We start from the raw sequence: 12,514 nt of genomic DNA on the forward strand, positions 1-12,514 counted from the left end.
TTTTTCACGACACGCATTTACCCCAACAATGACAACCGCTTGACCCGCCGTATAACCCACCATCGCCATTTACTGCGCCAGAGCAGCGTTGCCATGAGGAAGACACCAAGCCCACCGAGCACAAATAGAAATCCTGGCTGACGCACCTGAAGCTCCAGCACCCCTTGCGGTGTCACGTGAACCTGGTAATTTAACGTCCCTACCGTTTTTACTACGGCGCCATCTGGGAGCGGTATCCGATGCCGCCCCAACTCAGGGATAATCATCGTCAGTGTTGTGCCACTCGGTGCTACCGAACGAAGGGAAAGTATCCCCTGCGCAATAACACCATCAATCGGTGTTGTCAGCGAAAACTCCGCCGGAAGTGGAATATGGAGCGGAGCGGTCAGGCGCAACGGCTGATCGAAAGAAGTGTTCCCAATCGCGTAAGACAGGATGAGGTATTCGTCACCATGGCTCAGAGTCAGCTCGACCGGTGGCAACTCCGTTGCTACCAGAGCGGGACGAATCAATGGCATATAGTGATAGGTAGGATGAAGCGTAAAGTCAATTAAGGGCGAGAAAAACGTCACGTCATCGCTTGTCACACTCACCAAATAGCGCTGCTCTTCCGCCAACGCATCCAACATCAACGCAAATGTCACCTGCGACGTAAGCAACACCGCAGAGCTCCCTTCGCGGTGCTGCCACACTTGCACCAATGGCGGATCGATCCGTTCCTCCGGTTTCGTCAGAATAGAAACCTGTAACGTCTGAGCGGACAAGGGCAGCGCGTTCATAACCAGCAGCAGCGCAATGAGCCACCATGTGCCGCCCGCAAACCCCATGCGATCACCCATTGTCGCGGCGATGCGCAAATTCCGGCACCATCGCCTTGAGCGCCCGCAACAGTTTTGCATCATGATCTTCCGCAATTGCCAGCCGCAAGTCACTCATGCAAGCGGCAACCACTTCCGGCTGCTGTTCCCGAGCGGCCAGAATCATAATTTTTTGGTGCTCAGTGCGGGCAATATTTTCCCCGTCAATCAGCAACTCCTCGTAGAGCTTCTCGCCTGGCCGCAAACCAGTAAACTGAATATCAATATCCTGATACGGGCTCAAGCCGCCCAACTTAATCAACCGTTCTGCCAGTTGAACAATCTTGACAGGCTCACCCATATCAAGCAGGTATATTTCGCCACCTTTTCCCATACTCCCTGCTTGCAGCACGAGTTGAGCCGCTTCGGGGATCGTCATAAAATAACGTGTCACTTCAGGATGCGTCACCGTTACCGGCCCGCCACGACGAATTTGATCAAGGAAACGGGGTACAACTGAGCCATTTGAACCCAGCACGTTGCCAAAACGCACCGTCGTAAATTTTGTCTGCGAATAACTGCTACTCAACATCTGCACATAAATTTCTGCGGCGCGCTTGGTCGCTCCCATCACATTCGTCGGATTCACCGCTTTGTCAGTCGAAATCATGACAAAATTCTTCACCCCGACCTCTTCGGCACAATCCGCAATCGTTTGTGTACCAAAAAGATTATTGCTGACGGATTCACAGGGGTTCATTTCCATCATCGGAACGTGTTTATAGGCGGCGGCGTGAAAAACCGTGTCGGGACGTTCCAGCGCAAACACCGACCGCAGCCGGTCGCGATGACGAATATCAACAATATACGGAACAACGGCAACAGCAGGAAAGCTTTCGCGTAACTCAAGTTCAATCTGGTAGAGCGGCGTTTCCGCCTGCTCAACCAACACGATTTGGCGTGGCGCAAACCGCGCGATCTGCCGGCAGATTTCCGCACCGATAGAACCACCGGCACCGCTTACCATTACGACTTTCCCAGCGATATATCGCGCAATTCCGTCGGTATCAATCTGCACCGCATCGCGACCCAGCAGATCTTCCATATCGAGCGAACGCACCTGCGACAACAGATCTTCGTGCGCAATCAAACCACGGCGCGGGAGAATACTGAAATTTAAATGTCCCGGCGCACGGTCAACAATCTCACGCACTTTGCGCACCGAAATCTCTTCTTCCGCTATCACCACCTGTTTGACGCCCAGTTTTTCACAGGCTCCGCCTAATACCTCAAGCCCTCCTATCACTTCAACACCGGAAATGAGCTTCCCGCTCGAACGAGTTGCCGTAAATTCGAGATCAATTATACCCGCCACCCAATACGGCGAGTGCGGTGAATACGTGCTTTTAACAAAAGATACCGCCAAATCGTGCGTTCCAATCACGATAATAGGCTCATCCCCGCGATGCTGCTGGAAAAAATACCCATCCTTCAGCATGCGCCACGCCAAACGAATGCCAATCAACAAGCCCGTGGTGAGCAAGAAGTCGAGCAGGATAATCGAACGCGAAAAAGCGCCAAAATGGTTGAGAAATAAAAAGAGCGCAAAGGAGGCAATCGACGCCACCACCGAGGCTTGCACAATTCGCACGACTTCTGGAATCGATGTGTAGCGCACCACGCTACGGTAAATACCGAACAGATAGAAAACCGGTGGTTTCGCAATCAATGCCGCCAAAAGCCCGGTAGAGAACCAATCGAGGTACATCTCACTTTGCAAACCAAACAACTCAAAACGGAGCAAGAAAGCGAGAATCGACGCCAGTATAATGAGCAAAATATCGCAGAAAACCAATATCAGTGTTTTATGATTCAGACGTTTCACGCAACACTCCTGTCACCGTTTCTTCCTGCCACTCGCCAGCGCACAAACGCATACCGTACAAAAGCACGATCCACGAAATATAAATCCACAGGAAAAAGAGCAATACGATGCTAAATGAACCATAAATGCTGGCATAGGCCTTATTCATAACGGCATACATAACAAACGCTTCTTTGGTTATATTCCATGCTATCGACGTTGCCAAAGCACTCCACAGTAAGCGACGATTTGGCAGTGGCGTGTTTGCCGAAATTTTGAAAATGATGAAAAACGACAACCAGACAATCAGGTACGGCATGAGCAACGTAATATCCAGATTGCGCGTATATTCGCTGCTTTGCAGGGCAATTTGCGCCTTGGTTGTGAAATAGAGCGACCCCGCCATCCCCATTGGCACGAGCGAAATCATTGTCCAGTAGGTCGTGATGGAACCCCAGAAGTCACGTGGCGTGGAGCGAAAGATGCGACAAGCAATGTGCTGATAGTTTTTAAAGAAGAAAATCGACGTTACCGCCACGTAGACGCCGCCCGTCATCCCAAGGCGGCCAATATCGTTGACAAACATTTCGAGAAACGCATGTACCGCATCAACATTAGCTGGAATTAAATTGCCAAGGATAAACGACTGCAACTCGCCAAAGTGATCATCAAATCCCGGCAGCCGCGTTGTCACCGATAAGACGATAAACAACAACGGGATAAACGCAAAAATCGTATAGAAGCTCAGACTGGCCGCATAGTAGTTGATTTCCGGCTCGATGAAGCCAAGGACGAGCTTTTTGACCGTCTGGTACAGCCGTTGGACATTCTCGCGTAGACTCACGTGCTTGTCCCCCTTTTTGCTTCCGCGATAAACTTTGCTATCCGCTCACGCGATTTCACCCCACGCGTACTCTCCACCCCAGAACTGACATCAACGCCCCAAGGCGATACTTGCGTAATGGCCAGCGCCACATTCTCCGGCGTTAATCCTCCCGCCAGCAGCAGTGGTGTCTGCTGTGCTAATTGTGCCGCAGCACTCCAATCGGCCTGCACCCCCATACCACCGTGTGCCTCGGTCGCACCATCAAAAAGGATGTGCGCCTGCGGAAACTTGGCGAGCACTTGCTGGGCGATTTGTTCGTCGGCGGTCGCAAAAATAGCTCGTGGATCGGCTTGCAAGAGCACGCCGTACTCATCTGGTGAGCCATAAAATTGAATAACATCGGTGTGTGCCGCTTGCTTCATTGTCAGCGCTTCAGCGGCACTCACTTTCACGGCAAGGCTCACCGTGCCGACCAGTGGTGGCAGTGCTGCCACAATCATTGCCGTGGCCGCTGGTTCGATAAAACGGGGCGATGGCGCGTAATGCACAAAACCAAGCGCATCAGCACCGCACTGCGCAGCGTAAACCGCCATTTCCGCATTCAGCAAGCCACAAATTTTTACCCGCACTGGTGATGACATCTACACTCCGCGCAGCGTACGCAATGCCTGAGCCCGATCCGGCTGACGCATCAAGTATTCACCGATCAAGAACATGCGAATGCCGTTACCCAGCATATACGTCACATCTTCCGCGCCGCCAATGCCGCTTTCACACACAATGGGACGACCCGTATTCTGATGGATGGCGATTGATGTTTCCAAACTGACCTCGAATGTTGAAAGATTACGATTATTCACGCCGACTAAGCCCGTAAAGTTGGCGGGAATCTTGGCCAACTGATCGGCGCTGTGCACCTCAAACAAAACGTGCAGCCCAACTTCACCCGCCACGGCGACGAGCTCTCCGGCCTGAGCAGCACTGAGCGCTTCGCCAATCAACAAAATTGCGTCGGCACCAATTGCTGCTGCCTCGTAAATCTGTAGCGGGTCGATGATAAAATCCTTGCGCAATACCGGAAGCGACACATGACGCCGCACCGCCGTCAAATAGTCGATGCTCCCCTGAAAATAGTCACGATCGGTCAAAACACTGATAGCACGTGCGCCACCAGCGTCGTATTCGCAAGCGATAGCCACCGGATCAAACTCGGTGCAGATAAGCCCCTTGGAAGGGCTGGCTTTTTTTACTTCAGCGATAATAGCAATGTCGCCAAACAGCATATTTCCGGTAAAATCACGTATCTCGGTGCGCTCCGCAGCACGCTGCCGAAGCTCTTTACCGTGGGGCACCAGTGCCGCCACTTCATTTTTTTTTGTAGCCAGAATTTTCGTCAACATGCGCAACTCCGATTAAACGCGATAAACGCTTCACAACTGCGTGCAGCAGCACCAGAATCGATCAGGCGGCGCGCAGATTCTACCCCTTCGCTCACCGAGCCAACCACTTCACATGCTAAGAGCGCAAAGGCGGCATTCAACAAAACAATATCACGGCGCGCCCCCGTTATTGAGCCACGCAAAATGCCTAAACTGAGGTCACGATTGATTTCGGGAGTGCTGCCGCGAATTTCCTCCGGGCTAACCTTATGCAAACCGACCGTTTCTGGATTAAAAATTTCGACGCGAATACCCTGCGCGTCACCCGTCACCACTTTTGTGTCCGTGCACAGCGTCACTTCGTCCATGCCATCAAGACCACTGACGAGGATCACGCGGCGCGAACCAAGTTCCAGCAATACTTCGGCGAGTGTTTCTAAGAGTTGCGGATCAAAAACACCAAGCAGTTGATACGGAGCATTGGCGGGATTTGTCAGCGGCCCAAGGACATTGAAAATCGTCCGGATCCCTAGGCCACGGCGCACCGGCCCCGCATATTTCATGGCGGGATGATGCGTTGCCGCAAAAATAAACCCAAGGCGACATGCTTCAATCGAAGCGGCGATTTTTTCCGGCGTCGCCTGAATGTCCACCCCCAGTTCGCGCATTAAATCAGCGCTGCCGCTTTTGCTGGAAATAGAGACATTGCCATGCTTGGCAACATGCACCCCGCCGTGCGCCGCGAGCAGAAGCGCTACCGTCGTTGAGATATTAAAGGTTGAAGTTCCGTCGCCACCCGTGCCACAGGTATCGAGTAATCGCGGCGGAAGGGTTCTTAATGGGATCTTTACCGAGCGCTGGCGCATGGCCATGGTTGCCGCCAAGATTTCATCTTTCGACTCGCCCTTCATTCGCAGTCCGGTCAGGAGAGCGGCGAGCTGAATCTCGCTGCATTTCCCCTCCATAATATCGTTAAAAACTTCCAGCGCCTGCTCACGGGAGAGGTCTTTTCCGGCAAGTACTGTTTCAATCGCCTTGCGCAGCATCGATAGGCTCCTTCACATCATGAATTAGGTCGTAAATCATAACGGCGAAAAGAATCGTTGTACATGAAAAAATCCTGTGCGCATCGCCTCGTCATTTTGATGCGCTTTGTCCTTCATACACATTTTTCCGCTTGACACTCGCTAGCACTCATCATTACTATGCTCGCTGCTGTTTTTTGCTGAAAGGTGGGTTCAGCGACAGTAATTCCTTGCATCGATACCACTTCCCGTTTGTTGGTATCGCTGTTCACTCCATCAGTTTGCCTTCGACAAGCAAACAAGACTACTGAATCAAGGAAAGGTTCTCATGAAAACCTACGTATCTAAGGGCGAAATTGAAAAGAAATGGTTTGTAGTGGATGCTGAAGGGCAAACACTCGGACGTCTAGCCAGCGCAATTGCTACTATTCTGCGCGGCAAGCACAAGGTAACGTTTACCCCGCACATGAATGATGGCGACTACGTTGTGGTTATCAACGCAGACAAAATCCACTTGACTGGCAAAAAAGCTCAACAAAAAATCTACTATCATCACACTTGGTATACCGGTGGCTTGAAAGCAGAAAGCTTTGCGAGCCTGATTGACAGAAAGCCGGAGAAGGTTCTTATGCAAGCCGTTAAAGGGATGCTCCCCAAAAACCGTCTGGCTCGCCAGATGATTAAACAACTCAAGCTTTACGCTGGTGCGGAACATCCACACGCTGCGAACAAGCCTGAAGTTCTGAAAGTATAAGGGAGTAAAGCATGTCTGAACGTTACTATGCAACCGGTCGGCGTAAAGCTTCCATTGCTCGGGTGTGGCTCACTCCTGGGAATGGCAATATCGTAGTGAACCAGAAACCTTTCGAAGAATACTTCGTTCGCGAAACAACAAAAATGGTGGCGAAGCAACCACTGAGCCTTACCAGCAACCTTGGCAAGTTCGACCTCTACATCACCGTTAAAGGTGGCGGTCTGACCGGACAAGCTGGCGCGTTGAAGCTTGGTATCGCTCGTTGCCTGTCGCAAATCTCGCTTGATCTGCGCAAGACACTGAAGGCTAACGGCCTTCTGACCCGCGACGCTCGCGTGGTAGAACGTAAAAAGTACGGCCTGCACAAAGCTCGTCGCGCTTCTCAGTTCTCCAAGCGTTAATTCTTTCTTGCTACATACATCCCCGGCAGGGCGCACCTTGCTGGGGATTTTTTTATTGCACACGCGCGTATACAAAAAAGCCCCCGACTCTTGCGAGCCGAGGGCTTTTGATTGTGTGCAAAATTATACTGAATAGACAGCCGTTGGGATTTCGTCGAACTGGAGGTACTGATAGATCGCTTCGCTTTTCGGAGCAATCTTCTTATTGTAGGCCTCCAGATATTCCGCTGGAGTTGGGAGCTTGCCCATAACTGCAGCGACCGCACCGAGTTCGGCGGAACCAAGGTAGACTTGTGCGCCGTCGCCCATACGGTCATCGAAGTTCCGTGTCGAGGTCGAGAAAACGTTGACTTTATCTGGCACACGCGCTTGGTTCCCCATGCACAGTGAGCAGCCAGCAATTTCGATACGGCAACCAAAGGCGCTGTACACAGAGAAGTACGCTTCGTCCTTGAGCTTACTCTGATCCATGCGCGTTGGGGGGCAGATCCACGTACGCACGTTCGGATTAAACTTCTCGCCACGCCAGATTTCGGCAGCCGCGCGGAAGTGGCCAATATTGGTCATGCACGAACCAAGGAAGACGTCCTGGATGGAAGTTCCCGCAACGTCAGAGAGGAGCTTGACGTCATCTGGATCGTTCGGGCACGCCAAGATCGGCTCGGTGATTTCGGCAAGGTCGATTTCGATAACCGCCGCGTACTCAGCATTTTTATCGGCTTCGAGCAGCTCTGGCTTCGCTAACCATGCTTCAACTTCAGCAATGCGGCGACGGATGGTATCAGCATCCTGATAGCCATCGACAATCATCTGTTTCATCAGCGCGACGTTCGAGCGGAGGTAGGTAGCGACTGACTCTTTGGAAAGTTGAATGCAGCCAGCAGCGGCAGAGCGCTCAGCAGCGGCGTCGGTCAATTCGAATGCTTGCTCGACGGTCAGTTCAGGCAACCCTTCCATTTCAAGGATGCGGCCATTGAAGATGTTCTTTTTGTTCTTTTTCGGAACGGTCAACAGTCCTTGCTTAATCGCCCAGAATGGGATGGCGTTGACGGCATCGCGCAACGTAATACCAGGATTTAGTTTGCCTTTGAAACGTACTAAAACCGACTCTGGCATGTCGAGTGGCATAAAGCCCATCGCGCCCGCGAAGGCAACGAGGCCAGATCCAGCAGGGAACGAAATGCCGATTGGGAAGCGGGTGTGCGAGTCGCCACCGGTGCCAACGGTATCTGGCAGCAAGAGGCGGTTGAGCCATGAGTGGATAACCCCATCGCCAGGGCGGCAGGCAACGCCACCACGCTCTGCGACAAAGTCAGGCAAGCTCTTGTGCATTTTAACGTCAGCTGGCTTTGGATAGGCGGCAGTGTGACAGAAAGACTGCATGAAAAGTCCCGCTTGGAACTTGAGGCAGGCGAGTTCTTTGAGTTCGTCGGCAGTCATCGGGCCAGTGGTGTCTTGCGAACCAACGGTGGTCATTTTCGGCTCACACGCCGTACCGGGAAGTATCCCCGCTACGCCGCAGGCTTTCCCGACCATTTTTTGCGCCAGCGTGTAGCCTTGGCCAGCTTTTGCGGTGGGGTTATCGGGCAGGGTGAATACGGTAGTAGCCGGCAGCCCAAGCGCTTTGCGAGCCTTGTCAGTTACCGCGCGACCGATAATTAGTGGAATCCGTCCGCCAGCGCGGAATTCGTCCGAAAGGGTATTTGGCGCGATCGTAAAAGTAGAAATGACTTCCCCTTTTTCGTTGCTGATTTCCCCTTTAGCGGTGTTGATGGTAATAACGTCACCATCGTTCATTTTAGTAACATCAGCCTTCAGTGGCAATGCGCCGGAATCCTGTGCAGTGTTAAAGAAAATCGGAGCGATAACACTCCCGATAATCACGCCGCCGGTTTTCTTGTTAGGAACCGCGGGGATGTCAGAGCCAATGTGCCACAACACTGAGTTACAGGCAGACTTGCGTGAAGAGCCGGTGCCAACAACGTCACCAACAAAGGCGACCTGATGACCAGCGGCACGCCAGGCAGCAATATCCTTGAGACGATTCGGGAAGCGAGTTTTCCCCATAACCAGAGCGTGAAGGGGGATATCGGGACGGCTCCACGCATCGCCAGCGGGAGAGAAGTCGTCGGTGTTGATTTCGCCTTCAACTTTGAAGACTTTTACCTTGATCACTTCAGGAACGCCGGCGCGCTTGGTGAACCATTCGGCGTTGGCCCATGATTCAAGTACTTTCTTGGCAGCAGCATTTGAAGAAGCCAAGGCGGCAACAGCGTCAAAACCATCATAGACAAGTGTCATACCGCAAAGAGCACAGGCTGCTTCATCAGCCAGCGCAGCGTCTTTCAGAGCATCAACAAGCGGCATAACGTTATAGCCACCCATCATCGTGCCGAGGATGCGCACGGCATCAACCGGAGCAACAAGCGGAGACTTTTTCTTACCGGTAACGATTTCGGCAAGGTATTCCGCTTTTACTTTCGCGGCAGGGTCAACACCCGGGGAAATCCGCTCCTTCAGGAGGGTAAGCAGAAACGCTTCTTTGCCAGCCGGTGGATTGCTCAGCAATTCGCAAAGTTCAGTGGTTTGCTGTGGTGTCAGTGGCAGAGCGGGAATCCCCATCGCCGCGCGTTCGGCTTCATGGGCTAAGTAGGCTTCAATCATGGGCATCTCCTGTAGAAAATTGCCAGTATCGCAAGGGGCAACCCTTCGCAAATCAAATGGCATTACATTTTTCATCTATATTGTATACAATCGAGGAAATTTTTGTCAAAGGAAAACACTCACCGGAACAATGGTTACCCAAGCGCTCTCGATAAAAAACAACGTTGTGAAATTTTTGCCTTTTTCGTCGATGTTGCTTGATTTTTCACCACACAAGAAAGAGAATGGCGCCATTATTGGCGTTAGCGCGGGGAGCAGGCCGTTGCCAGCGCGTCCATGAAGGAGGAGATATGCAGGCAATATTACTCGCGGGGGGGTTTGGAACACGCATCCAACCGTTAACCAACTCACTGCCCAAACCGATGATCCCCGTTGCTGGCAAGCCGATGATGGAGCATATCGTGAACAAACTGCGTAGCAGTGGCATTCATGAAATCATTATGTTGCTCTACTATATGCCGGAAGTCATCCAAGGGCACTTTGGTAATGGTGATGATTTCGGGGTTTCTATTAAATATGTTGTTCCCGATGACGATTATGGTACGGCCGGAGCCGTAAAGTTTTGCGAGGAGCACATCAGCGAAACGTTCATGGTTATCAGTGGCGATCTGGTCACCGATTTTGACCTCAGTATCATTACGAACGCTCACGAGCGCAGCGGCGATCTCGTTACCATCACCCTCACCTCGGTTCCAAATCCGCTTCAATTCGGCGTCGTTGTCACTGACGAAAACCATAAAATCATCCGCTTCCTCGAAAAGCCAGGTTGGGGCGAAGTTTTCAGCGACACGATCAATACTGGTATCTACATTTTCGAGCCAGAAATTTTCTCGTACATTCCGGAAAAGGCCAATTTCGATTTCAGCAAGGATCTTTTTCCGCTGCTTCTGAAACAGCATATTCCAATTCACGGCTTCAACGCGCGGGGCTATTGGCGCGATGTCGGCAACCCCGACTCGTACCGCGAAGCGCTACAGGAATTTGCCGCAGGCGATTACGCCCTCGACCTCGGTTTCGAGCCACTCCAAACCCCTTCGGCGCGGATTTGGGCGGCCACAGATGCCAACTACGAACAGGGATTTTTTGAAGGCAATGTCGTTATCGGCTCTGGGTCAGCCATTGGGAATTATGCCAAGCTGACCAACTGTATTATCGGCAATCACTGCACCATCGGCGCGGGGGCAGAACTCGAAAACTGCATTCTGTGGGACTACTGCGTGGTTGGCGAAGAGAGTATGCTGAAAGATGTGGCGATGTGCAATCGCATTACCATCGGCAACCAAGTGCAAATCATGCACGGAGCTATCATTGCAGAAAATGTCACTATCGGCGACCGCGTGGAAGTGGAAAAGGACATTACCATCTGGCCAGATAAACACATTGAGGAGGGCGCAATCGTGTCAAGCAACATCATCTGGGGCGATAAATTCAAGGCAAGTCTGTTTGAAGGAGGAATGATTAAAGGATTCACCAACATTCAGATTTCGGTCGACTTTGCGGCCAAACTCGGGGCGGCGTACGCGTCGTTCCTGCCAAAAAACTCCACCATTATCATGAGCCGTGACTACCATAAAGCGTCGCGCATGATCAAGCGCGCCTTCCTAGGCGGCATTTTGTCCGCAGGTGTCAACGTCACCGATATTCGCCTCAGCCCGATCCCGATTACGCGCTATAAGCTCGAAAACAATCAAGACCTTATCGGTGGCGCCCATTTTCGGCAATCAAACGATAATATTGAAGAGACTGTCATTGTTTTCTACGATGCCAAAGGGAACATTATCGATACCTCGGCGGAAAAAGCGATAGAGCGACTCTATTTCCGCGAAAAATTCCGCAAAGCGGGGCATGATGAAGTGGGCGACATCATGGAACAGCCACAACAATTTGGCAGCTATATAGATTCCTTCATCTCCAAAGTGAAGTGCAAGGTCATTGCGGGAGCAAAGTTCAAAATTGTTCTCGACCTGAGCTTTGGCTCGACGATCCGCGTCTTTCCCGAAATCCTCCAACGCCTTGGGTGTGAAACCATCGTATTGAATGCCTATGAGAATGCCAGCGGCCTTTCGCGCTCCGCAACACAGATGGAAGAGGCGATTCGCGATGTGCAGGCTATCGTTCGTTCAACGTCAGCCGATATGGGATTCATCCTCTTCCCAAATGGCGAAAAGTTCTTCATGATCGATAATCAAGGCGAGGTCAAATCCGAAGATAAATTGATGATGTTTATCGTCAAGCTCCTGTTTTTGTCGGTCAAAGGGAATGGCGGAAAAAAACAGGTGTACCTCCCCGTGTCCGCTCCCACTGTGCTCGATAATGAAGTATCAAGCTACGTGCAAATCGTGCGCGGCAAGTTTGTCGGCTTGCAAAGCTCAAATCTGACTGGGATAGACCTTATCGCGTACCATTACGGCCTTTTTGCCTTCCGCGAATTTTCCAGCGCTTTCGATGCGATGTTTACCGTGGCAAAAATTCTGGAAATGTTAGCGCTTGTTGGCCAGAACGTTTCCGAAGTGTACGCACACATCCCACCGTATGCCTTTGCGCATGAACAAATCAATTGCCCAGTCGAAATGAAGGGAATGGTGATGCGCCGCATGAGCGAGGCTGCTATCTCTATGGAAGCCAACTTTACCGACGGAATTAAAATCTTCTTGCAGGGGGGGGGGACCATCCACATGATTCCCGACCAACACAACCCCGCCGTTCACCTCTACTGTGAACATGCCACAGACGAAGGGTGCCGCGCCATCCTGAACGACTATAAGCAGAAAATTAGCGGTTGGCTGAGCGAAGCGTCATGAGGA

Annotated in this window: 10 protein-coding genes; 3 read left to right on the plus strand and 7 right to left on the minus strand. The window is 51.7% G+C overall.

Annotated elements, in window-relative coordinates; all coding sequences use genetic code 11:
* Positions 1–17 precede the first annotated feature (17 nt).
* The 6 genes from P304_RS0112090 to trpD are packed head-to-tail and all read right to left on the minus strand — an operon-like array spanning position 18 to position 5,912.
* Positions 18–857 (minus strand): hypothetical protein, encoded by an 840-nt coding sequence (locus P304_RS0112090; RefSeq protein ID WP_152514547.1) that lies wholly within the window; start codon positions 855–857, stop codon positions 18–20.
* Positions 832–2,682: a polysaccharide biosynthesis protein gene (locus P304_RS15505; RefSeq protein ID WP_051321660.1), complete on the minus strand. Its 1,851-nt coding sequence runs from the start codon at positions 2,680–2,682 to the stop codon at positions 832–834. The genes P304_RS0112090 and P304_RS15505 overlap by 26 nt, the downstream gene beginning before the upstream one ends.
* The gene (locus P304_RS0112100; protein ID WP_051321661.1) at positions 2,663–3,505 is read right to left on the minus strand and encodes a YihY family inner membrane protein; all 843 of its coding nucleotides are present in this window, start codon (positions 3,503–3,505) and stop codon (positions 2,663–2,665) included. Before P304_RS0112100 ends, P304_RS15505 begins: the two co-directional genes overlap by 20 nt.
* Complete coding sequence (locus tag P304_RS0112105; RefSeq protein ID WP_027390746.1) at positions 3,502–4,128, minus strand: phosphoribosylanthranilate isomerase; 627 nt, start codon at positions 4,126–4,128, stop codon at positions 3,502–3,504. The genes P304_RS0112100 and P304_RS0112105 overlap by 4 nt, the downstream gene beginning before the upstream one ends.
* A complete protein-coding gene (gene trpC, locus P304_RS0112110) occupies positions 4,129–4,887 on the minus strand; it encodes an indole-3-glycerol phosphate synthase TrpC (protein ID WP_027390747.1) in 759 nt (252 codons plus the stop codon).
* Positions 4,881–5,912: an anthranilate phosphoribosyltransferase gene (trpD, locus tag P304_RS0112115; RefSeq protein ID WP_027390748.1), complete on the minus strand. Its 1,032-nt coding sequence runs from the start codon at positions 5,910–5,912 to the stop codon at positions 4,881–4,883. Before trpD ends, trpC begins: the two co-directional genes overlap by 7 nt.
* A 307-nt stretch (positions 5,913–6,219) precedes the next feature.
* Here trpD and rplM point away from each other — a divergent pair, with 307 nt between their 5' ends.
* Together rplM and rpsI are read left to right on the plus strand one after the other, a co-directional pair.
* Complete coding sequence (gene rplM, locus P304_RS0112120) at positions 6,220–6,645, plus strand: 50S ribosomal protein L13 (protein WP_027390749.1); 426 nt, start codon at positions 6,220–6,222, stop codon at positions 6,643–6,645.
* An 11-nt stretch (positions 6,646–6,656) separates the two neighbouring features.
* The gene (rpsI, locus tag P304_RS0112125) at positions 6,657–7,046 is read left to right on the plus strand and encodes a 30S ribosomal protein S9 (protein ID WP_027390750.1); all 390 of its coding nucleotides are present in this window, start codon (positions 6,657–6,659) and stop codon (positions 7,044–7,046) included.
* 123 nt (positions 7,047–7,169) lie between these two features.
* Here the strand turns inward: rpsI and P304_RS0112130 are convergent, their stop codons facing one another.
* Entirely contained in the window at positions 7,170–9,710 is a 2,541-nt protein-coding gene (locus P304_RS0112130; protein ID WP_027390751.1) for a bifunctional aconitate hydratase 2/2-methylisocitrate dehydratase, read from the minus strand.
* Positions 9,711–9,934: 224 nt separating this feature from the next.
* Here P304_RS0112130 and P304_RS0112140 point away from each other — a divergent pair, with 224 nt between their 5' ends.
* Positions 9,935–12,511: a sugar phosphate nucleotidyltransferase gene (locus P304_RS0112140; protein ID WP_084417710.1), complete on the plus strand. Its 2,577-nt coding sequence runs from the start codon at positions 9,935–9,937 to the stop codon at positions 12,509–12,511.
* The last annotated feature ends 3 nt before the right edge of the window (positions 12,512–12,514 follow it).

Origin of the sequence: Chrysiogenes arsenatis DSM 11915 (genome assembly GCF_000469585.1) — a bacterium.
GTDB classification, from domain to species: Bacteria; Chrysiogenota; Chrysiogenetes; order Chrysiogenales; family Chrysiogenaceae; genus Chrysiogenes; species Chrysiogenes arsenatis.